This is a genomic window from Candidatus Phycosocius bacilliformis (genome assembly GCF_003112735.1).
In the GTDB taxonomy this organism is placed as follows: Bacteria; Pseudomonadota; Alphaproteobacteria; order Caulobacterales; family Aquidulcibacteraceae; genus Aquidulcibacter; species Aquidulcibacter bacilliformis.
This window is the reverse complement of sequence record NZ_BFBR01000010.1, coordinates 36,051-55,442: the sequence shown is the minus strand read 5'-3', so window position 1 is coordinate 55,442 and position 19,392 is coordinate 36,051. Positions and strand designations below refer to the sequence as shown.

Below are 19,392 nucleotides of genomic sequence, written 5' to 3'. Positions count from 1 at the left end.
CATGGATCAACCCATTCTGGTCGTTTCAAACGGGTTGATCGTCTTTTCGAGCGCCGCCAGTAGATCGAGTGTTGGATGGGTGAGAGCCGTGAGAACTTCATTGACGAAATCAAGGAAGGCTTGGTTCGGGACAGGATCTTCGTGTGTCGGGACCTGGATTGCGTTCATACGGTCCCTGTGAATGACTAATAGTGGCGCAGCTCGCCTTGCGTGTGCCTGCGTAATCTCTTTGGCCGTGTCGTAGTCTTCGACATGGATCCCCATGATATCAATGTACATTATGCGGGTAGCTTCGGTTGGCTTATGCCAAGCCTTTATGATGTAATCGGGTCTAAACAGGGCTCCGTCGTGGGCCAGATCGCTCAATGGCTTGGTTATTGTTATCCAAACGTCAGGGAGTACATGAGCTGCATAGTTTTGGACGCTGATCAGGATTTCCAGCATGCGTCGATCGCTGCCGCCTTCAACCGGGATCCATGTATCGTAACTGTAGATTGGGTGGGCATGTCCGCGGATTGGCACAATCACAGGATTTTTCGGTTCTAGTTGTCCACATACGTAGAGAACCAGGAATGGGCCATTTGGCGGAACTGCTTGGTCTTTGATTAAACCCCGCGCAGTTGTGTTGCTCTTCTCGACGTAAATCATTTCGAGATCGTTGGGGTCATCGCCAATGAGAAATTCAGCTCTATTGGCCGAAGCCGTTTTTGCAGGCGCTAAAAGATAACCTTGCGCTCTCTTCCCTTCTGGCCACACCTGCCCTTCCTGGGAAATTCTTTTAGAAAGACTGCCGTTGCTAACTGGCTTCGGATCAAGAGCCAAAACATCAGCGAGTGGAATGTTCGGGCCCAAGAAGATGCCTGAGGTGACCGCTGCAATTGCTTTCTTCTGTTCATTTATGCTCGGAGGTTCAATTGCCGTCTGGAGCCTTTCTTGGACGGGAATGACTTTGTTCAAGCCTGCTCTTGCGATTAGGTGCGCCATAAACCTTTGCAACACGGGCCAAGTGTAGGTTGCCATTTCCTTTGTTAGCGACAGTTGTGAATCTGTGGCCGGGGCATCATCATCTGTAAATGCGGATAATAGCGCAAAGTCGCTGTCAGTTGTCCCTTTAAGCGGACGGAGCCCACTGCCCTGCCCTGACAAAATCGACTCCTTATCGGGGTCATGGAAGAATGGACAATCATGATGGTGGAGCATCCTGTTTTGTCCGGTTAGACGTCGCAGATAGAAGGCGTATCCGTTTTGCAATCGCACTGGAGCAAGCAGCGGCTTATTCTGGTCGGATCCAGCGCAATCGCAGCTAATCCATCGATCTTGTCCTCTGATCTCACTTAACAAAGCTGTGGCAAGCGCATTTTGGGCTGGCGTGGCATTGGCGGTATAGGCACCAATTAGGGCTGCCCGCGCTTCTTCACTTAGTGGCTCAGACGCCGATGTGAGATCTTTTGAGACGATATGCATGGTTGTGACTTTTGTGGAGCGAACTTTGTCCTCCATCATGCATAGGATGAGGTTTTAATAAAGAGCATTGCTCAAAAACGTGCACTTTATTTTGATCCAGAGTTTTGTTTTCCGTATGGCCTCTCTTGATTATTGGCTAATGTCGCCGATCTGTTAACCTTGTTCCCGTACAGATGGGGCGTCGGCCGACTTGAACAATTGGAGTTTGTGGCAATGGCTAAACCCCCTCCCCTTCCCGGCTTTATCGCCACTTTATCCATGATTGGGGTGTTAGGCCTGATGATGTCGTTAGGGCCTCAAACCCAATTGATGCTGGCATTGGACCCAAAAGCACCGTCGCATTGGTGGTTTACGTTGCTCACTTGGGGCCTTGTTCATGGTTCCATGCTGCATTTCTTTGTCAATATCGCCTATATCGTGCAAGTTGGTCCTTTTTCTTGGGCTGCTGGCGGCGGGGGATGGCGTAATGTCGCTTCTCTCTGGGGAGTATTCGGCCTTGGAACACTTGTTGGTGGTCTGGCCTTTTTGGGGTCTGATACTCAAGGGTTGGTGTTGGTTGGAGCCTCGGGCGGTGCCAGTGCAATGGCCGGCTTTTATGTGATTTACGGAACGGTTATCTCCCCTGATGATCGTCGGTATCGCCTTTTTGGACGAGCAATGGTCGAGTTTCTGCTTGGGGCAATCCTTTTGCCGATTTTGATCGCAGCCTTCTTTGATATTCGCATCAGCTGGGAAGCTCATGCGGCAGGCTTTGCTGCGGGGCTTTTGGTCGCGTCCTGGGTCGTTCACAAGCGCAATGCGTCGACCGAAGCTGCCGTTGCCCGTCTTTTGGTTTGAGGCTTGCTGCGGGATCATTTTGGAACCCATGTGCCGGCAACAACTTTGTCGTGCCAGCTGAGATAGGTTGCGATCAGGCGATCATGGGCGGTTTTTTCAAGCCACCAACGGGCCAGACCCCCACTTGTTTTCGCCTTTTGGTGATAACGGGCCAATAATAGCGCGCTTATTACCGTTTCCACCCCCCTGTTTCTTATCCACTCGTCGAGCAATTCGTGTCGAATTCCTGCCTGTTTGGCCAGATGTTGCGAGATATCTTGGCTTGTCCCCGTCAATCCTGATAACTTTAAGATTGGCTCGAGATCCTGTCGACTGAGTTCCCGCCTTGCCTTTCCAAATACCATTTCTTTCAGCCGCTCAAGTCGACGGGTTTGGACTGGCGTGACCGCCTCGACAACTGCCTCGTTCGAGGCTTTTTCATATTGCGTAGCAATACCTTTATAGGGATTGTTATGATCTAATAGGGCGCCTTTTTGGGTATCCTGGGATACATTTTTGTCGAATTGCTGGAACATCGCTTCTTCGAGCTTACTTGCCTCTGAAGCAAGCTGATCGATCTGTGGGAGGATCGCTTTTAACTGATCCAAATGGAGGCGCTCTGGCTTCCAGTTCGGGTTCATCCAGACATGTTCGGGGATGGGATCAGTAAACAGGTCAACATTGGCGCGAATATAGGCCCTGGCACTGCGGATATGTTTGCAGAGCTGCCGGTGTTCGCGCTGTTCTTGCGTGAACCGTGCAACCGTCTCCTCAAGTTCACGCAAGCGAAGGAGGATCGGGCGAAGCGATAGACCACTCACTTCATCATGAGCCCTATAAGATCGGCCATTGGCGGTCGTGAGGTCAACGACAAGGCCATGGTCTATAAGCCAGTTTAAGGCGGCTTGGCGGCGCTTTGTGGAGCCCATGACACGATCTAGGTGCATGGTCATGCTTCCGACCCAGATGGGGTTCCCTGCGTCCCAGTGCTCGGATTTAATAAACTTGATTAGATGGTTCAGTAAGATCCTTGGACCTTCTGGAATACCGTCCACCCTGCCTTGTGGTGTTGTCGACCGTGTTGGCCAGTCGGTGATAATTCCTTCGACGAGTAGTCTTACTCTTCCGACCTCGCATAGTGCCGTAACATAGCTGTCCAATGTATCTTGGATCTTTGCCTTCCAATAGGCGCGCAGAGGGGTATTGCGACGTGTGCTAGACATCATCCGCTCCAAAAAAATTGCGCAAAAAATTATTCCCAAACGCGGGTTTTTTGCTTGCATTGATTTTTGGGCTGGGTTAGAAGCAATTCGTTCGGGTTTGCTTCGGCATCCGCCCATTGAATTTCAAAAGCCCTCAGCGCGCCAACGCTGGGGGTTTTTTCGTATCAGTTAGGTGAAAATCATTCTCGCCTCCCCGGTCGTAGCCAGTATTTGTTAGTCGCACGATTCTCTTGTGCGGCCATGAATCGCACTATCCATTGACAGCCGATTCTGACAAGTAAGATTCGTGATTACTTGGGAGTGTTTGTACAGTTTTACTCAACTAAAGCGCGAATGAGCAATGCTCTAATAATTCGGGTTGTGGGAATCAAGCCACTCGAAACAGTTTTTTCAATATCGTCTTTGCTGGATTTGGTGATCCGGAATGAGTGTCCTTCACCTTTGCCTGTATCGCGAAGTTTAAGGTCGTAAGGGTTGAACTTGGAATTCGCCATCGACTCCAACCAGTCATCCAGCTTCTTTTGAACCCAAGCATTCGTTGAAAGGCCCTCCCCTGCAGCCTTTGCTCGCATGAGGGTCGATTCCTCTCGCGTTAGCTGAATGCGGACGTTCGCTTTTTCGCCAAGGCGTTTGGCGCGTTTGCGATTACGTCCGCTTTTGGGATCGATAGTGGGCTCTATGAGAGTGGTTAGAGACATAGTTTGCGGCAACATCTATCTGGGGGCGAAGTGGTTAGGAGTTTAGCAATGGGAAGTCGGTTTCGTTAGTCCTTTTTGCCAGTGATCGCTCGCATAATCACTACGAGTGCGCTGTCGATTCGCAATTACGGACAAGCTGTTAGTTAGAGGTTGTTTCTGACGCGGCGACCGTCTTCGGGGATGTTATTGATAGAGACGTCATATCCTGCTTTTTCTAGCGCCTCGAGGACGAGCCAACGAACTGAGACGCGGCGTTTTGCGGCTGTAACTTTGAGGTCCAACCAAAGATCTTGAGGAATATCCAGCCTTAATGGCTGAGCGTTCCCAAAGAGATCTTCGGAGGGTCGAGCCTTGGCTGCGCCAGCGGCGGCCACGCTTGATTGAGATTTCGACTCTATTGCTTTTACCGCATTTGGCTGAGTGCCTGTCCCAGGCAAATGTTCATTTGGTACTTTATTAGTTTGAAGCTTTGGCGGCGCGCCTGTATCGCTCATCGGCCGTGCAAACCCTAAATCAGCGGATATCTCATTAAGTCGATGTGCATCTTCAGGACTTAACCGTTTCGCCGGTTTTGGCGCGGGCATGAACATTGGTGCCGTAGGTTTTGATGTCGTTGTATTCATGACTCCCCTTCCCTCCCGTGTTCGAGAATGCTTCTGAACTTAAGCCGCATCTGAATGTCCAGTTGGGGATGCCAGCACGTCGAGGAGCTCGGTTAGTGCAGCAGCGATCTCTCGCGATGCTTTTGGGTCCCCGTCGGGATGTGCCGGCGTCGTGCCAGTAAAGTGGATAGCCTGATAGGCAGCTCTTTGAATGATTTCAGTTCTGAGCACAGGTACACCTGCAGCTTGAATCTCAGCCCGTGCATGGACGGCTACACGGCTGCTCAGGGGCGACATTTGCGTAAAGATCGCGCGAGCCGGGATACGCCGCTTGAGCATTTTTTCGGCACGTTGAACAACTTCATAGGTCCTAAAGACTTCCTGCAAATCCATGCCTGAGACTTTTGTAGGAATTAGCACCAGGTCACTTTGGGCGATCGCATAGGTTACAGCCTGTGAAGCAGCGCCCTCTAGGTCTACAAAAACCAGTTGGTAGCTAGCCGCTGCGTCAGAGATTTTATCGAGCAGGTCGCGCTCCGTAATGCCTCCAATAACGTCCACTCTGCAGGTGCCTTCAGCTCGTTCACGCCAGGCGCTGATGTGTCCATTGGGGTCGGCATCGAGGATAGCCACCCTCCCGCCTTGGCGTGAAAACATATCTGCCAAGCACATTACTGTGGTGGTTTTCCCCACGCCGCCTTTGGTCGAGCATGCACTGATGACTGCCATTTGCTTTTCCGCCGTTTTGATTAAGCGCCCAAATGCGCTTTTGGTTAAGTGTGCAAACGCTCAAATGTACGAAGCGCTATTTGAGCCTTTGGTCAATTGAGCATCTGATGAAAAGATTAAATAATCATTTATGCGATTGGTCAACTGGTCGTCTGACCAAACAAGCGTACTGGCAAACGCCCAAAACGGCCAACAGACAAATATACAAATGTACATTAGGCCCAAAACATGATGACGACCGATACTTCGAATCAAAAATTAGTCTCGATGCCTTGAATAGATAGGAGGTTTTGCTGAGCTGTCTATAGGCGAAAAGAGGGCAGGGGTTCTTGCACGGCCCAGATAAAGGCGGCTGTCACGACTGCTGTCCTGCTGGGCTCCTTACCCGTCACAAGTCCGATATTGCTTTTCAATAAGTCAACCAATTCAAGATCTGATTTATTTAGAGTGACAGTCGTTGTATGCGGGGCTACTTCAGCCTTTGCATCATTCTTGGGAATGAACCCCGATTGAGGATAGGCCTCCAGGAATGGGATTAATTCGGACGCCTTATTGAGTTGGTGTATATGATTGCAGAGTGGCCCAATTAAGCTCGCCGGCGAGAACATGAGTGTGCTAGCGTTCATGGCTTTGGAAACCGCCTTCACCAAAATCAACTGGAAGGCAGGGTCATGTGAGACATTTATGATTGTGCGATTCGCGGCCATGCAAGCGAATGATACACTTGCGACGTAAGAGTCAAGTATCGTTGGAGAATCTGACCATTTTTGGTTCAAATTTGCATCACTAAAGCGCTACGAGCTGATTTAGTCTGGCATCATTTGCTGCAACTTGAATCGACTTTGCCATCGCGATCTGTTCCTCTTGGGAAAGGGCGGCTAAGTCCAAAAGAATAGTTGCAAGAATACCCGTGGCCACACATGAGGCGCGAAGGGTTTCAAGGTGGCTTTGCGTTGCTTCAGCCGCGACATGTAACACAGGCAAATTAGCCCCGGCGCATTTTGCGAAATGGGACATTTCAGCCATCGTCCAGTGCTCATAAGGCGTCTGTTTCAAAACACGAGGGCTTCTTAAACCACTATCTCTAGGCCAGTCCAGCGGGAGCTTATCGAGATTAAACTCCATGAGATGTCCGCGTTTGCGTGTGCACAATTGCTGCAGTGCCTGACCGATGATTGTCGGCGTATCGTTTGGCATTTTGGTGTTCCTCCCGTTCGTCACTGCAAAAGAGCATTGCTCACAAGAAAGACTCACAAAATAGTGAACGTCAAGATTCCCGCTGCGGTTTTTCCGTGAAGATCTCGCGCGGTGATAGGCCCGATCTGGGTGCTCTCCCGGTTCTAAGCGCCACCCAATGCCTCATTCTCATGTTTAGCGTCAGATCTGGTGAGCAGAGACTGCAATGGCAGTGCATAATCTGCGGCGCCGAGGCAAAAATACCAATGTCATACCAGGTAATGCGGGCAGGGGAGGCGCATTGGATATGGGATGACAATCTCGCGCAAAATGCGTGACACCCGGGGACGACCTTGTTCAAAACCAAGCAAACTTGCGTGCATTTGCTTTCCCAATTCAGATCGTGTTGTCACGTAACCTATTGTAGCAAATGGCAATTATTGACGAAGTGTTAATTCCGTCGCCTTTGGACCCTGCGCAATTCCGCGCTTAATTAGGGTTTGAAGACATGAAAATCGTAAAAATGCTGGGCGGGCTTTTCCAGACCGTCCGCGAAAATATCGCAAAAGTCTTTTTCGCAGCTGTAGCTGTTGCTGTCATGGTTGCTGAGCCAGCTTTCGCAGGCACAGATTCCACTTTTGCAAGTGCAACCACCTCGATCACCAACTATACAACGGGTTCGTTGGGTAAGTTGGCCGCTGTTGCCACCGTGGCATTCGGCTTGGTCGGCGTGATCGCGCGCTTCGATTGGAAACTCATCGCCGCAGGCGTTGGAGTTGGTTTGGCAGCCTCGACAGGCCCAGGCATCGTTTCAGCCATGGTGACCGCACTGATCTGATCAACCCGCAGGCTGCATCAATGCCTGCACTTCGGCCACTCTCGCAATGCAATCGAACGGAGCAGACCAGTCGTGGAGGTCTGGCACAGGCAGCATCAAGGCCTCGTGCGGTCGTTCGGTCTCATATCGAGTTGGGGCCACATTGGCAGACATCAGCTTGCTTCTCTAAAAGAGGATTGAAGGGAAGCCTCAATGAGAATTGATCCTTCTGTAATGTTGCTCTGCATGTCCTTAGCGATTGCGACACTACTGGTTTCAGAACCTGCATTGGCTGGTACGGACACCACTTTCAACTTCGCACAAGGCGCCGCCGAGAACGTTCTAACCATTGGCTTTGGTTTGATTGACGTGATTGCGCGCTTTGATTGGAAGCTCTTCGCCGCTGGCGTTGGCGTCGGACTGATCTGGCTCCACTGTTCCAGCCATCGTGTCAGCAACGAGGAAAATGCTGATTCCAAATCGATGCCGGCTGCATTCCAGCCCGCGCAAATACTTTCTCGTTTTGAGACCAGACGGAGCCACCCAGTCGTGGAGGTCTCGCACAGGTAGCACCAATGCCTTGTGCGTCCGTCTTTAGAGGCTCGCGGGAGTGACAAAAGTTTTTAGGCGCATGTGCGCTGAACTGGCAGCGGAGCATCAGGCCGCGTCAGTTTCAAGTTTGAGACAAGGAGTGGCCCTATGTCGGAGATGGGTGTTCGAGTACCCCAAAGGCTTGATGATGCTGAGCGTATTCTCATCTTTTCGATGGATGAGTTTATTGGTTTCATCATCACTTTTGGGATGGGTTTAGCCCTAGGCAATGCGTTGCTTGCCCTTGGCGCGAGTCTTGGAGTCTTGTTCGGTCTTCGTCAGCTAAAGGCAGGCGCGGGCTTAGGCGGTGGACTCCGTTGGTTGTTTTGGAACGGGCTTGGCGATTACTTCCGGATTAGCGCCAGCCCACCTCCCTATATTCGTCATTGGGTGCTCTAATGGCGACGGTTCTCGATCTCCAACGCCAGGTTCGTGGCCTCAATAATCGAGTGGTGCTTTTAGGCGTGATCTGCGCCATTCAAGTTGCCACGATTTTGGTCATTTCGACCATGGTCAAGTTCGGCCAGCCAGAGCGGATCCTGGTCCCAACGCTTCCTGCAGATGTCTATCTCGGCGGCTCAAGGCCATCAGAGCAATATCTGGAATTCCTGACACGTGATGTCGCTCAGCTTTATTTGAACCGTCACCCCAACAACACGAGCTATTTTCGTGATGGTGTGTTGCGGGTTGTCGATCCTGCGCGTCAGGGCGAGTTTCGGGCGGCTATGGATGAAGTAGAGGCACGCAGCGTTCAAAGCCAAGCCGCTACAACCTTTTTCCCACAAGATATCTTCGTTGATCCCTCCAAGAATTATTCCGAAGTTGGCGGGATCCTAGAGACCTATATCGGGGCTCAAAAGGTTCAATCCCAACAAAAGCGCTACAAGCTCTTTTGGGTTCGTCGCGGCCAAGCCGTATTTCTCGATTCCATTTCTGAGACCACTGATGCCGACGCTCCTGGCGCAAAAGCACAATTCTCAGATGACGCCACCACTGCAGCAAAAGGAGGTAGCCAATGAGACGGGCAATGTTGATTGGTGCTTGTTTATGCATCGCATATGGTGGCTCTAGCCACGCGAAGGATAGTCAAGTTGGTCGAACCGTTGACGGTCCTAACGCGGTTGCTACCCCGCCCCCGGAAGGTGTTCCAGTAGATCTACGTCCGAAGACCGGTGAGACTACAGCTCCGCGCCAACGTGACCGCTTAGCTGGCGGTCAACGCCCTGCCACCTCGGCCGCTCCTCAACCCTCGCCACTTCTTGGTGCGCCTGGCGTCTCGTCACGTGTGGTTCCTATGAGCGGGATTGTCCGTTTTGAAGTCCGCGATGGTGACCGCGTTGAGGTTTTGGCCTCTACCCAAGAGCTCACGCGATTGACCTTTGAAGGCGATCGCGCCGTAGCAGCGCGCACGATCGAGAGAGAAGACGGACCATCTGCTCTTTTTGAGGCTGATGAAGCCACTGGGGATCTCTATTTGCGATTGGTCCGCGTTTCTGGTGGGGAGCGGGTTTCTCTCTTTGTCACGATGGAATCTGGCAACACCTATTTGATCGTAGCTGTTGCGACCCTCACACCGGCAACAAGCGTTGTGCTTGCGGGCTTGGACGTGTCCCGTCCCGATGAATCCCAAATCGGTCAAGACCCAGAACTTCAATTGGCGGCCTCAAGTCCGAACGACCAAGTCGTATCCTTGATGCGGTCTTTGTATTTGGATGCGCCTTTGGTTGGCTTTGTTCGCGCGGCTCAGCGTGGTCGCGGCATGGTTGGATTGCTTGCTGTGACGCAAGAGACTGTCTTGTCAGGCGACAAATTGGTTGGGCGCGTCTTGGTTGTCCGCAATCCTGAAGATCGCGTCCTGCCCATTGAAATCGAAAAATTAAGAACAAGTGGGAAGCGCTTGGTCGCTTCGGGCGCTGATGCGGCGACGGTCGGTCCTGGCCAGAGCGTGCGCGTATTTTTGGTGGAGGAGCGGTGATGGCGGGCTTTAGTTTTCAGAACCTTTTTAAGCCACGGCACAAGACGCCTCTGGCCCAAGTCGACAATGGCGAGATGAGTGGATTTGGTGAAGAGGCAGGTCCAGTTGCCGGTCAAACAGGGATTATGGATGCTGACGACCGTAAGCGTCATGAACGGGTAAGATTGGGTGTCATCGGGGGGGTATCGATCGGGGCAATTTTGCTCTTGTTTATGATCTTTCCTCCAGGTGCCAAGCCAGTTGGCGAAGATCCAGCGGTCGTTGAAGCGCGTCGCAAACAGACGATGGCTTTGACCCAATCGCCTCGTGCTGACACTGATTGGTTGTCCAATATGGAGAACCGTCAGACTGCGACTGAGAATGCGCTTGCTGCTATTCAGGAGCAATTGGCTGTGGTTGCTGGGGATCGGGGTATTGGAGCGCCAAATGGTGCGCCAACCACTGCCCAAGATTCGGCGGAAATTCAAAGGATCGCGGCGGAAGCCTCGGCTGCCATCGAACGGGCGGCTGCACGGGTTGATGCTGCGGAGCAGCGGGCGGCGCAGGCCACTCTGCGTCGTTCGGTCGGGGGTGGTGGTGTTGATGCCACTGCCCCCCCGGCGGCTGTCGTCGGTGCTACAGGCGGCGGGAATTATCGACCAGGTAATTCCCCCTCTGGCTACAACCCTCTTGGTGGTCCTGCTGGCGGTGCCCCCCGTGGCGCTCCCTCAACCAGCGATCCATTTCGCCCCGTAGAAGGTGGCGCTGCATCGACTGCCGCTCGTGCCGGTATTTCGACTGTGCGCTTTGAGCGTAAGGATCAAGTTGGTTCCAGTGAAACTGGGGCGCCTGCGGCTGGTACTCTCGAACAAATCGATACGCGTCGCACCATCCCAGTAAACGCTTATGCCCCCGGTCGTGTCTTGCTGGGTGCTAATGCGAGCACCGGGGTCAGCAATAGTGCTGATCCATTGCCTGTCCTTATTCGCCTTACAGGGCCCGCCATTAGCGTGGGTCGCGGCGGTCGTCGGGCATCAACAGAAGTCACCGGGTGCCTCCTAAATGGATCGGCACGCGCCGATCTGGCCAGTGAGCGTGTCTATGTTCGCGGTGCAAAAATGACCTGCCCAACAGGGGTCGCAAACAAAGTTATCACCGTTGATGTCGAGGCATTCATCACCAGTCGCGGCACGGGTGGGGTTCGTGGGACAGTGGTTTCGCGCGAAGGCGATGCTGCCCAACGAGCGTTGATTGCTGGAACCTTGCAAGGTCTTGGACAGGCCGTTGGCTCCGCAACCCAGCGTAGCCTCGTTTTGGGAGCTGATGGCACTGCAGGACAAGGCTCTTTGACCGCTGGCGAGGCCCTTGGCGGCGCTGCGGGTCAGGGTCTTTCTTCGGCCGCTGGTCAACTTTCCCAATACTGGATCCGTCGTGCTGAGCAGTATCAGCCGGTCATTGAGATGCCCGTCGGCTCGGATGTTGAAGTCGTATTTTTAGGCCCTGTCACCGTTCGGTGAGGTTCAGAAGAGGAGTGGGTCATGGAAAATCAGGAGAATGAAAACACAGATCGTGCAAATGTCGGTGTGGCTGAAAGTCAAAAGAGCAAGAGGTCGGCATCACATGGGATGGGCATGTTCCCGTTCACGATACACCAGTTCATTTACTACGGCTCTTTGACGGTTATCGGGTTTGCCAGTTTGGCCGTTGGTTTTTCTGTTGCGGTTGCAGGAGGGTCGGAAGCGAAAGTTCGTAGCGCCCTTCAGGAAGCCTTCCCTGCAGCTTCGGTGAAGAGCGTGCAATGTCGCAAGAGCCACAAAGGACTATGCGAAGTCGTCACCGATACAAACCGCGTTTTCTTTGTCGATACCAAAGCCCATTATGCCTTTTTAGGCGCGGCTGTGGAGCTCACCAGTGGGCGGGAGCTTGTCAATGAGCGGGTACAGGCTCTTGCGGCTTTGGATGGGGGTCTGCCGCGTTCTGGCGGGCTTCCGCCTGAAACCGCACCTGCGCCAGCGCCAGCGCCAGCCCAAGGTGCGCCTGCCGCACCACCTCAGGGCCCAACCAATGTTCGGGTGGATCTGCCAAAATCCAATGCGATTGTGATCAATCCAGGTGGCCGGCTGAAGCTTACGGCGTTCACCGATCTCAATTGCTCTTATTGCGCGCGTCTTCATGAGGAGATCCTGAAGGATCCAAATATCGAGCTTACCGAATACCCCATTCAGTTGCTTGATCCTTCCTCGGCCGAGAAAGCCAAATTGGTTCTTTGCGCTGAAGATAGACCAGCTGCAGCGCGCTCGATCATGAGCGGCGGCGAGGTTAGCGTGTCAAAGGATTGCGCGCCTTTTGCCCGCATGGTCGCCGAAAACACCGCATTCGCACATCGAGTCGGTATCCAAGGTACGCCCATGATCATGCGGGCGGACGGTACGGTCTTATCTGGCTTCCGGCCTGTCGATCAGTTGCGCGCATTTGCTTCAGGCGAGCCCCAAAAAGCTCAGCGCGTGGCGGGACCGCCAGCCAATCCGACTTCAGCTACCAATTAGGAGGCGTGTCATGGAGGTATCGAGCATTTCAAAAGTTATCATTGCCACAGGTTTGGTTGCTTTGTCGGGCTGTGCGATGCCGTTTGGTTCGCGTTCGACCGTTGAGCGGGACTGGTCTTGTCGGCCTAGTCCGACAGGGCCGTGCCGCTCGATGCAAACTATTGATGGTGAGATTTCAGCGGCCAATCCTGCCGAAGGCGGAAATGTGCCAGCTTCGACGGGCGGCTATGATCGACGTTCGTTCCAGCAGGCTATTGTTCCTGGGTCTACGCGTTCAGGCGAGCGTCTTTTGACGGTTCGCGTTGAAGGCTATGCGGATGCACGTGGCGTCTATCATGACCCAAGCACCATGCGCGTTGTTGTGACAGATCCTGAATGGGTAAAACCGGAGACCATCCGTCCTGCGGGTGAAGTCGCTGCCAAACTGGACGATGTGGCTACTCGCCCGCTCTCGGCCACTGGCACACGCGTGTCTCCAGGCGAGGTGCGCTTGCCCGCCGTCGACGGCACCACGGCTTCCCCTGAACCCCGACGCGTTTCTTGGTTTCAGCGCGTTTTTGGTGGAGGTAAAACCCATGACTGACGCGGCCCAAGGTACTTCTCCCACCCAACGAGCATCAGCGTCGGCTCTTTGGTGGATCGTCATGACCACAGAGTTTGGTCTTGGATTGATCGCTGTCTGGATTTGGTTGCTTGAGCCACCATTGCAGTTCTTTGGGGAGCTTGGAGCGCGCGATGTTGGCCAATGCATTGTGGGTTTGATGGTGGCCGTGTGGTGCTTCGGTAAAGTCGCCGTGCTGGCCGCGCAGCGTAGGGGGTGAGCATGGGTTTTCTCGATAGGTTTAGAACCAAGTCCAACCACCCTGAAGTGCCAGTAGAAGTCTTCGTCAAAGACGTTGATCGTGGCCAATTTATCAAAGCTCAAGTTGGCGGCGGGCCACTTGATGGCGTGTTGGGCATGATTGGAGCCCCCTTCGACACCGAAGCCCAAGAAGCGCGTGCGTCGGGTTCTGGCGATATTAGCTATTTGTCGGCCTTTCTTCCCTATTCGTCATGGCTCTCAGATGAGCGGTTGTTTGTCTGCGCGATGGGTGGTGAAGCAGGCGCTTTGGGCACGAAAGAGAGCGTTGGCTTTGTTCTCGATTGCCAGCCAATGACAGGTTGCTCGCCGGATCAGGCGCGCGTGTTTGAGCAATTTCTGGGTACTCAAGCTCCTGATGAGAGTGATGTTCAGATTATTTTGACCTCGCTGCCGAAGGTGGCTGGTGCGCTTACGCGTTGGCGCACTACCCGTGATGATGAGCGCTTCCCATTGCTGGGACGTATGGCTGAACGTCGGATCGAACTTCTAAATGATATTGCGCTTGGGTGTGGCGAGCGCGGCGGGGCTCTGTCGGTTCGTGATTATCGCATGGTGATCTGCTTGTCGGTCGCCGGTTCGACAGATCGCGCTAGCGTGTCGCGGTTGGCTGATTGTCAGCGCAGTCTTATCCAGTCGTTGCGTGACATGATGATCGTTGCTGAACCAATGGGCCCTGGGGACCTGATGGCCTTTGTTCGCGATGTGCTTGAGCCAGCGCGGGATAGCCGTCCCGCTCCCGTCGTTGACCCTGGTATGGTGTCTTTGCGACAGCTCGTCAGCAATCTTGATGTTCGCGTAAACGCTGAAAAAGAAGATCGGCTGCAGATTATCAATCGTCGTTCTGGTAATGCGCGCGTCGGCGCTTCGCGCAAGACGGACACAGAATGGTTTGACGAGACATGGGAGGCCCGTGTCCTTTTTGCCAAAAAATTTCCGCCATCGGCGTATCAAGGGAGCATGGGTCTGTTATTGGGCGATCCGCTCACTGCAGGGACGCCAATCGAGTTTCCATTTGTTACGTCTCTGTCTTTCCACATTCATGGCCGCGCAAAATCAACCACGAAGGCTGAAATGTCGGCGATGCGGGCAGCACAGGCCGCGGGTCCAGAGTGGACGCGGTCTTTCCGTGAAATTGGGGAAAAAGCTGATGACTGGACTTATGCCCGTGCGGCGGTAGCCGACGGGGCGCGTTTGGTAGACTTGATGTATTGCGTGACTGTCTTTGCCCCAGATGGTTTGGGTGAAAAGGCTGAGAACCAGATCCGTGGGATTTATGCCCAGAATAGCTGGGAGCTTCAGTCGACGGCTCCAGTTCATCAGAACGCTCTGTTCAATTGCATTCCTCTGACTTGGTCTACGGGTCTTCATACTGACATGAAGGCATTTGGCTTTTTGCGGACAATGACGACCATTCAGGCTGTTCATTTGGCTCCGATGCAGGCTGAGCGCGGACCTGTTGGGTCTCCTATTGTGATGGGAGTCCAGCGTCGGGGTGGTTTGGCTTATTTTGACCCATTTTCCAATCGTGGCGATGGCAACCACAATGTTGCGATTTGGGGGGCCTCAGGCTCGGGTAAATCCTTCTTCATGCAAGACCTCGTGAGCTCCTCTGTTGGTGCAGGGTTGCAGGTGACCGTGATTGATCAAGGTCGTTCGTTCCTTGGCATGACCGAAGCCTTGGGTGGCGAACAGGTAGAACTGAGCCCGGGTAAGGTTTTGAACCTTAACCCATTTGCTTGGTTCGTTGCCGAGGCTCGTCGCGATGGTGAATTTGAGACAGAAATGCGCTCTGCGACTGAGTTGATTATTCAACAAATGGCTTGGGGCAATGCGACACCGGAGCGGGATCGCTTGGGTTTGCTCAAAGAAGCAATTGGCGCTGTTTGGGTCGAGGATGGCGAAGACGGCAGTATCGAACGTGTAGCCGACTGGTTGCGGTCTCATGGTGGTGCGGACGGCACATTGCTTGTTCGCCAACTCGCCGCCTTTCACGGGCACGGCAACTATGCTCGGATTTTTAACGGCAAAGAAACACGCGAATTTCGCAATCCGCTGACCACTTTTGAGTTCGGGGAATTGAGCGGCCAGCCGGATTTGCGAGCTGTTGTCATGTTAGCGGTTCTTGCCGTCGTGCGGGCCCGTATGCGGGCAGGGGGTCGTGACCAAGCTAAGCTTTTGGTGATCGATGAAGGTTGGCAATTGCTGGGTGATGGTGCCGCGGCCGAATTCATTGAAATGATGGCCCGAACTGTTCGTAAAGAGAACGGGGCTTTGGTTGCGGCCACTCAAAGCATTGAAGACTTTTATCGCACAACCGCTGCCAGAGCCGCGTTTGAAAACTCAGACTGGAAGGTGATGTTGCGGCAATCGGCGGAGTCGATTGATGCCATGGTCGGTCAAAGCCGCTTGGCGCTTTCAGCTTATGAAAGCCTGCTGGTTAAGAGCCTGACCGTCCGAAAGGGACAATTTTCGGAATTCTACGTTCGTGGACCCAATCAGAAGACGTTAATGCGTCTGGTTGTCGACGATCTTTCAGCTGTTCTCTTCTCAACAGATCCTGACACATTTGTGTCAGTTCGCAGGCAAATCGAGCAGGGCAAGGGCTACCCTGAAGTTCTCGAAGAAATGGCGCGGCGGAAAGCTGATGAACGGCAGGCGACCCTCGGCGGTTCTGGAGTCGATGCCGATGCGGTCATGTTCGAATTGGGTAAGCGGCTTCGTTCTGGGGAAGACATTGTGCAAGCGCTTTCGCGTTTGGCCAGTGAGGTTTCCATCAACAAAAAGAGGCGTCGTCGTGGCTGAGGCTCAAATCATCACCGCAAATCTGGGAGCCGTTCGTCAGCTTGTCCTCAATGTCCTGGCGAGTTGCTCGTGGGCGTTTGTCACCGTGTGTCTTGGTTTCGGTTTCCCGGTTCTTCTTCTCCTGATCGTTGGAGAGTTTCGCATGATCGAGTCGTGTGCGGTCTTCTGGCGGCTTTTGGGCCGTGTCGTCGAGATCGAGGATGCTTCGGTCGTTTGGTGGGTTGTTGGTCTGAGTAGCGTGCTTTCTGGCGCGTTACGCTTTGGGGCGTTGGTTCAAATCTGGAGGAAGTCATAATGGATGATCAAAAAGTAACAGAAGCGCTTGCGGCTCCTGCACCGCAAGCTTCTCCGCAACCTGTTCATGTCTCCAAGAAGAAGTCTGTGCTTCTTTCAGACAGCAACCGGAATTTGCTCTTCGCCGCAGTTTTAGGACTTTCGGTATTGAGCAATGTGGGTCTTTGGGTCCGCTTGAACCAAAGCGTCGCGGGTGGCCAGATTTACACGGTCAGTGCCAATGATCTCACTCAGCAATTCATTGCTGAGATTGGTCGGTCGACTCTTGATCCCGAAGGTGTGCGGACAGCGACCCGCGTCTTCATGGAAGGTGCTCAGAAGGCCACAGAGGAAGTTGCAGGACCAAAAGGCATTGTACTTGTCAAAGAAGCGGTACTCACCGGTCCTGCTCACGACATAACTCCCCTTGTTCGAGAGAAAATGGTGGCCTCGGCTGCCAATGTAGCTGCGGCAGCGCGTGCAGCATCGCCTCAAACGCCCTCAGGCTCGCTTACAGGCCTTTTGCCGCCGTCAGCCTCAAATGCTGCCCCACCCCCTTCTACGGGTTCACAAACGCTTCCTGTGGCCGTTGCAGCACAAGGAAAGGTGGCACAATGACTACAATGAATGATCGCGTCCTACGGGGCATCTCTTGGTCACAAACAAGCACGCTGGGCCGTGTCTTGGTCATGACAGGCTTTTTGTTGGTCTTTGCGGCTATCGGGTTGTCGATATCACAACGTTGGGACGTTCGAATTAATTCAACCGAGTCCCTCAAGGGCGTCGTATTTGTGTTCGACAAGCAGGATCGACGTCCTGTGCGGGGGGAGTTGATCGAGTTTAATGCCCCTCCCAATCCCTATATTGCCAGTAAATATGTGCTGGGCAAACGAGTAGTTGGCATGCCTGGGGATGTGGTGGAATTTCGTGGGCGAGACGTTCTTATCAATGGCCAGTTTGTCCACACAGCCAAGAAAGTCTCTTTGCGTGGCGATCGTTTGGACCTCTTGCGGGACGGCAAAGCGTTCGTCATCGATAGTGGCTATTACTATGTGGCAGGCGAGCACAAAGATAGTTTTGACTCACGTTACAGCATATTTGGCCTAATTCCCCAGTCTGCTGTCATCGGCACAGGTCGGTCGGTGTTCTGATGCGGCCCGTACTCGCGCTTTGCTTAGTTGCCTTTACGTTATGCGCTAGTCCGGCGCTGGCGAAGGATCTTGGCATGCGTGGGGCGGTTTTCACGATTGAAGAGCCCGATCTTCTGGAAGTCTTGGCCGCCAAGCTTGGCAATATGGTCAATAGTGGAGAATGGGATCAGATTGCCCAAGAATCCATTGAAGGTGCGAAGCGTCGCATGATGCGGCCGGAGCCTGTTTCAGGGCTTCGTCGAGCCACCAAGACAGTTTCCCGTTCGTTCGATCCCTCAATCACTGTAGATCGCGACTTAGCCGATCATAGAGGTGTTGTGTTCGCGCGAGCTGGCACGCGGGTCAATCCACTAGAGATGATTGGTTTGCGTGAGCCGCTCTTCTTTGTGGACGGCGATGACTCGTCTCAAGTTCGTTGGGTTTTGGCTGAACAAGCTAAGCGTTCTGGCAAGATTATTTTGGTCAATGGATCTCCGGTTGAGTTTATGCGCGCGCATAAAAAGCGGGCTTTCTTTGATCAAGGGGGCGTTATGACACGCCGGTTTGATTTGAAGGCTGTACCGAGTGTCATTGAGCAAGATGAGTTCCGTCTCCGTATCACGGAGGTTGGGCCATGATTCGCAGGTGGGTAGCGGCTTTGTTAGGCGTCTTCGCGTTGGTCAGTGCCTCTGCGGCTTTTGGAGAAGAGCCATTGCCGAACACGTCAAAAACGTGCCGTGGCCGCTGGATTAATCCAATTAAGGATGTTTGTTGGAATTGCATGTTGCCGATTCGAGTTGGCGGGGTCGCTATCTGGAAAGGCAAAGTACCTGATCCCGGCGGAGCGCCTTCTGGGCCGTTATGCGCTTGCGCGACACCTTTTCCCCGCATCGGAATTCCGATTTCGTATTGGGATCCCCATCGTGTTGCTGACGTTACCGCAGAAGCTTGGTGTTTCCCAAATTTGGGAGGTTTCAAAATGGATGTCGGTATCGGGGCACAAGACGGAGAGGCAACTTCGGCACCTGTTGAGGGTGGCGCAAGTGGTGCGGGCATGCAGCATGTTCATTACTATAGCTATCCACTCCTTATTTGGATGCAGCTATTAGGAGATACCTTGTGCTTAGATGGCTCAAGCTTTGATTTGTTGTATATCACTGAGATCGATCCGCTCTACAATGATGACGAGTTAGCCTCGCTGATCAATCCTGAGGCGGCGTTATTCGCCAATCCGATAGCCGATGCGGCCTGTGTTGCTGATTGTGTCGCTGCGACCACGCGCTACCCGATCAAGAGCTTGTTTTGGTGTGCTGGTTGTCAAGGCAGCATGTATCCGATGTCGGGTCGCAGTTCGAACACGACACAGGTTTCAAACTCTTTCCATGTCTTGGAAAAGTTTATGTACAAGCTGCATCGCCAGCTGATGACTTGGGGCACAGTGGGGAGCAAGGCGCTGTGCAAGCCTTATCTGATGCCGGTCATGGATCGCACCATGTACCGTTTCCAGATGACGCAGCCAAATCCTCATGTCGGTAGGACGTCGCCCGCCATTGGCGCTGGGTCTGGCGAGCCTGGGCTTGGTGCTTTGATTTGTCCAAGGATCGGCGGCTCTACCATGATGTGGGATAGTAATCGGATCACGCCCTATGTCGGTGAAGACATTGGCTATCTGATTTGGCGTCGCCGCGATTGTTGCGCTTTGTAAGGGG

The 19,392-nt window shown here is 53.3% G+C and carries 23 protein-coding genes; 16 read left to right on the top strand and 7 right to left on the bottom strand.

What is annotated here, in order from left to right; all coding sequences use genetic code 11:
• Nucleotides 1-6: 6 nt before the first annotated feature.
• The gene (locus tag PbB2_RS13960; protein WP_108985975.1) at nucleotides 7-1,503 is read right to left on the bottom strand and encodes a hypothetical protein; all 1,497 of its coding nucleotides are present in this window, start codon (nucleotides 1,501-1,503) and stop codon (nucleotides 7-9) included.
• A 174-nt stretch (nucleotides 1,504-1,677) separates the two neighbouring features.
• On the opposite strand from PbB2_RS13960, the gene PbB2_RS13955 reads away from it, so the two are divergent.
• On the top strand, nucleotides 1,678-2,301 hold the full coding sequence (locus PbB2_RS13955) for a rhomboid family intramembrane serine protease (protein ID WP_108985973.1): 624 nt from the start codon (nucleotides 1,678-1,680) through the stop codon (nucleotides 2,299-2,301).
• A 14-nt stretch (nucleotides 2,302-2,315) separates the two neighbouring features.
• Here the strand turns inward: PbB2_RS13955 and PbB2_RS13950 are convergent, their stop codons facing one another.
• The 6 genes from PbB2_RS13950 to PbB2_RS13925 all read right to left on the bottom strand — a co-directional run bounded on the left by PbB2_RS13950 (nucleotide 2,316) and on the right by PbB2_RS13925 (nucleotide 6,729).
• The gene (locus PbB2_RS13950; protein ID WP_192576355.1) at nucleotides 2,316-3,503 is read right to left on the bottom strand and encodes a helix-turn-helix domain-containing protein; all 1,188 of its coding nucleotides are present in this window, start codon (nucleotides 3,501-3,503) and stop codon (nucleotides 2,316-2,318) included.
• A 314-nt stretch (nucleotides 3,504-3,817) separates the two neighbouring features.
• On the bottom strand, nucleotides 3,818-4,216 hold the full coding sequence (locus PbB2_RS13945) for a hypothetical protein (RefSeq protein ID WP_108985969.1): 399 nt from the start codon (nucleotides 4,214-4,216) through the stop codon (nucleotides 3,818-3,820).
• Between the two features lie 128 nt (nucleotides 4,217-4,344).
• A complete protein-coding gene (locus PbB2_RS13940; RefSeq protein ID WP_133245824.1) occupies nucleotides 4,345-4,824 on the bottom strand; it encodes a hypothetical protein in 480 nt (159 codons plus the stop codon).
• A gap of 39 nt (nucleotides 4,825-4,863) precedes the next feature.
• Entirely contained in the window at nucleotides 4,864-5,532 is a 669-nt protein-coding gene (locus PbB2_RS13935) for a ParA family protein (protein WP_108985966.1), read from the bottom strand.
• Nucleotides 5,533-5,834: 302 nt separating this feature from the next.
• On the bottom strand, nucleotides 5,835-6,239 hold the full coding sequence (locus PbB2_RS16315) for a hypothetical protein (RefSeq protein ID WP_108985964.1): 405 nt from the start codon (nucleotides 6,237-6,239) through the stop codon (nucleotides 5,835-5,837).
• A 79-nt stretch (nucleotides 6,240-6,318) separates the two neighbouring features.
• Nucleotides 6,319-6,729: a hypothetical protein gene (locus PbB2_RS13925; protein ID WP_133245823.1), complete on the bottom strand. Its 411-nt coding sequence runs from the start codon at nucleotides 6,727-6,729 to the stop codon at nucleotides 6,319-6,321.
• A gap of 487 nt (nucleotides 6,730-7,216) precedes the next feature.
• On the opposite strand from PbB2_RS13925, the gene PbB2_RS13915 reads away from it, so the two are divergent.
• From PbB2_RS13915 to PbB2_RS13845, 15 genes are all read left to right on the top strand, one after another.
• Nucleotides 7,217-7,546: a hypothetical protein gene (locus tag PbB2_RS13915; RefSeq protein ID WP_108985959.1), complete on the top strand. Its 330-nt coding sequence runs from the start codon at nucleotides 7,217-7,219 to the stop codon at nucleotides 7,544-7,546.
• Between the two features lie 192 nt (nucleotides 7,547-7,738).
• The gene (locus PbB2_RS13910; protein WP_133245822.1) at nucleotides 7,739-8,095 is read left to right on the top strand and encodes a hypothetical protein; all 357 of its coding nucleotides are present in this window, start codon (nucleotides 7,739-7,741) and stop codon (nucleotides 8,093-8,095) included.
• A 129-nt stretch (nucleotides 8,096-8,224) separates the two neighbouring features.
• On the top strand, nucleotides 8,225-8,515 hold the full coding sequence (gene traL, locus PbB2_RS13905; protein ID WP_108985955.1) for a type IV conjugative transfer system protein TraL: 291 nt from the start codon (nucleotides 8,225-8,227) through the stop codon (nucleotides 8,513-8,515).
• Nucleotides 8,515-9,135, top strand: a complete 621-nt coding sequence (locus PbB2_RS13900) for a TraE/TraK family type IV conjugative transfer system protein (RefSeq protein ID WP_108985953.1) — start codon at nucleotides 8,515-8,517, stop codon at nucleotides 9,133-9,135. Before traL ends, PbB2_RS13900 begins: the two co-directional genes overlap by 1 nt.
• Before the next feature lie 275 nt (nucleotides 9,136-9,410).
• Nucleotides 9,411-10,091, top strand: a complete 681-nt coding sequence (locus PbB2_RS13895; RefSeq protein ID WP_192576354.1) for a TraK domain-containing protein — start codon at nucleotides 9,411-9,413, stop codon at nucleotides 10,089-10,091.
• On the top strand, nucleotides 10,091-11,587 hold the full coding sequence (locus PbB2_RS13890; RefSeq protein WP_108985950.1) for a TraB/VirB10 family protein: 1,497 nt from the start codon (nucleotides 10,091-10,093) through the stop codon (nucleotides 11,585-11,587). The genes PbB2_RS13895 and PbB2_RS13890 overlap by 1 nt, the downstream gene beginning before the upstream one ends.
• Before the next feature lie 21 nt (nucleotides 11,588-11,608).
• Nucleotides 11,609-12,616, top strand: a complete 1,008-nt coding sequence (locus PbB2_RS13885; RefSeq protein WP_108985948.1) for a DsbC family protein — start codon at nucleotides 11,609-11,611, stop codon at nucleotides 12,614-12,616.
• 10 nt (nucleotides 12,617-12,626) lie between these two features.
• Nucleotides 12,627-13,199: a hypothetical protein gene (locus PbB2_RS13880; protein ID WP_133245821.1), complete on the top strand. Its 573-nt coding sequence runs from the start codon at nucleotides 12,627-12,629 to the stop codon at nucleotides 13,197-13,199.
• Nucleotides 13,192-13,437 (top strand): hypothetical protein, encoded by a 246-nt coding sequence (locus PbB2_RS13875; RefSeq protein WP_108985944.1) that lies wholly within the window; start codon nucleotides 13,192-13,194, stop codon nucleotides 13,435-13,437. Before PbB2_RS13880 ends, PbB2_RS13875 begins: the two co-directional genes overlap by 8 nt.
• Nucleotides 13,438-13,439: 2 nt before the next feature.
• Nucleotides 13,440-16,280, top strand: a complete 2,841-nt coding sequence (locus PbB2_RS13870) for a TraC family protein (RefSeq protein ID WP_108985942.1) — start codon at nucleotides 13,440-13,442, stop codon at nucleotides 16,278-16,280.
• Nucleotides 16,273-16,575 (top strand): hypothetical protein, encoded by a 303-nt coding sequence (locus PbB2_RS13865; protein WP_108985941.1) that lies wholly within the window; start codon nucleotides 16,273-16,275, stop codon nucleotides 16,573-16,575. Before PbB2_RS13870 ends, PbB2_RS13865 begins: the two co-directional genes overlap by 8 nt.
• Nucleotides 16,575-17,171: a TrbI F-type domain-containing protein gene (locus tag PbB2_RS13860; RefSeq protein WP_108985939.1), complete on the top strand. Its 597-nt coding sequence runs from the start codon at nucleotides 16,575-16,577 to the stop codon at nucleotides 17,169-17,171. The genes PbB2_RS13865 and PbB2_RS13860 overlap by 1 nt, the downstream gene beginning before the upstream one ends.
• On the top strand, nucleotides 17,168-17,704 hold the full coding sequence (lepB, locus tag PbB2_RS13855) for a signal peptidase I (protein ID WP_108985937.1): 537 nt from the start codon (nucleotides 17,168-17,170) through the stop codon (nucleotides 17,702-17,704). Before PbB2_RS13860 ends, lepB begins: the two co-directional genes overlap by 4 nt.
• Complete coding sequence (gene traW, locus PbB2_RS13850; protein ID WP_108985935.1) at nucleotides 17,704-18,321, top strand: type-F conjugative transfer system protein TraW; 618 nt, start codon at nucleotides 17,704-17,706, stop codon at nucleotides 18,319-18,321. The genes lepB and traW overlap by 1 nt, the downstream gene beginning before the upstream one ends.
• Nucleotides 18,318-19,388 carry a TraU family protein gene (locus PbB2_RS13845; protein ID WP_108985933.1) on the top strand — a complete coding sequence of 357 codons (1,071 nt, stop codon included), beginning with the start codon at nucleotides 18,318-18,320 and terminating at the stop codon, nucleotides 19,386-19,388. The genes traW and PbB2_RS13845 overlap by 4 nt, the downstream gene beginning before the upstream one ends.
• The last annotated feature ends 4 nt before the right edge of the window (nucleotides 19,389-19,392 follow it).

Coding starts and splice junctions, on each gene's coding strand:
- PbB2_RS13960 (WP_108985975.1), bottom strand. CDS start 1,503: ATGATGGAGGACAAAGTTCGCTCCACAAAAGTCACAACCATGCATATC.
- PbB2_RS13955 (WP_108985973.1), top strand. CDS start 1,678: ATGGCTAAACCCCCTCCCCTTCCCGGCTTTATCGCCACTTTATCCATG.
- PbB2_RS13950 (WP_192576355.1), bottom strand. CDS start 3,503: ATGTCTAGCACACGTCGCAATACCCCTCTGCGCGCCTATTGGAAGGCA.
- PbB2_RS13945 (WP_108985969.1), bottom strand. CDS start 4,216: ATGTTGCCGCAAACTATGTCTCTAACCACTCTCATAGAGCCCACTATC.
- PbB2_RS13940 (WP_133245824.1), bottom strand. CDS start 4,824: ATGAATACAACGACATCAAAACCTACGGCACCAATGTTCATGCCCGCG.
- PbB2_RS13935 (WP_108985966.1), bottom strand. CDS start 5,532: ATGGCAGTCATCAGTGCATGCTCGACCAAAGGCGGCGTGGGGAAAACC.
- PbB2_RS16315 (WP_108985964.1), bottom strand. CDS start 6,239: ATGGCCGCGAATCGCACAATCATAAATGTCTCACATGACCCTGCCTTC.
- PbB2_RS13925 (WP_133245823.1), bottom strand. CDS start 6,729: ATGCCAAACGATACGCCGACAATCATCGGTCAGGCACTGCAGCAATTG.
- PbB2_RS13915 (WP_108985959.1), top strand. CDS start 7,217: ATGAAAATCGTAAAAATGCTGGGCGGGCTTTTCCAGACCGTCCGCGAA.
- PbB2_RS13910 (WP_133245822.1), top strand. CDS start 7,739: ATGAGAATTGATCCTTCTGTAATGTTGCTCTGCATGTCCTTAGCGATT.
- traL (WP_108985955.1), top strand. CDS start 8,225: ATGTCGGAGATGGGTGTTCGAGTACCCCAAAGGCTTGATGATGCTGAG.
- PbB2_RS13900 (WP_108985953.1), top strand. CDS start 8,515: ATGGCGACGGTTCTCGATCTCCAACGCCAGGTTCGTGGCCTCAATAAT.
- PbB2_RS13895 (WP_192576354.1), top strand. CDS start 9,411: ATGAGCGGGATTGTCCGTTTTGAAGTCCGCGATGGTGACCGCGTTGAG.
- PbB2_RS13890 (WP_108985950.1), top strand. CDS start 10,091: ATGGCGGGCTTTAGTTTTCAGAACCTTTTTAAGCCACGGCACAAGACG.
- PbB2_RS13885 (WP_108985948.1), top strand. CDS start 11,609: ATGGAAAATCAGGAGAATGAAAACACAGATCGTGCAAATGTCGGTGTG.
- PbB2_RS13880 (WP_133245821.1), top strand. CDS start 12,627: ATGGAGGTATCGAGCATTTCAAAAGTTATCATTGCCACAGGTTTGGTT.
- PbB2_RS13875 (WP_108985944.1), top strand. CDS start 13,192: ATGACTGACGCGGCCCAAGGTACTTCTCCCACCCAACGAGCATCAGCG.
- PbB2_RS13870 (WP_108985942.1), top strand. CDS start 13,440: ATGGGTTTTCTCGATAGGTTTAGAACCAAGTCCAACCACCCTGAAGTG.
- PbB2_RS13860 (WP_108985939.1), top strand. CDS start 16,575: ATGGATGATCAAAAAGTAACAGAAGCGCTTGCGGCTCCTGCACCGCAA.
- lepB (WP_108985937.1), top strand. CDS start 17,168: ATGACTACAATGAATGATCGCGTCCTACGGGGCATCTCTTGGTCACAA.
- traW (WP_108985935.1), top strand. CDS start 17,704: ATGCGGCCCGTACTCGCGCTTTGCTTAGTTGCCTTTACGTTATGCGCT.
- PbB2_RS13845 (WP_108985933.1), top strand. CDS start 18,318: ATGATTCGCAGGTGGGTAGCGGCTTTGTTAGGCGTCTTCGCGTTGGTC.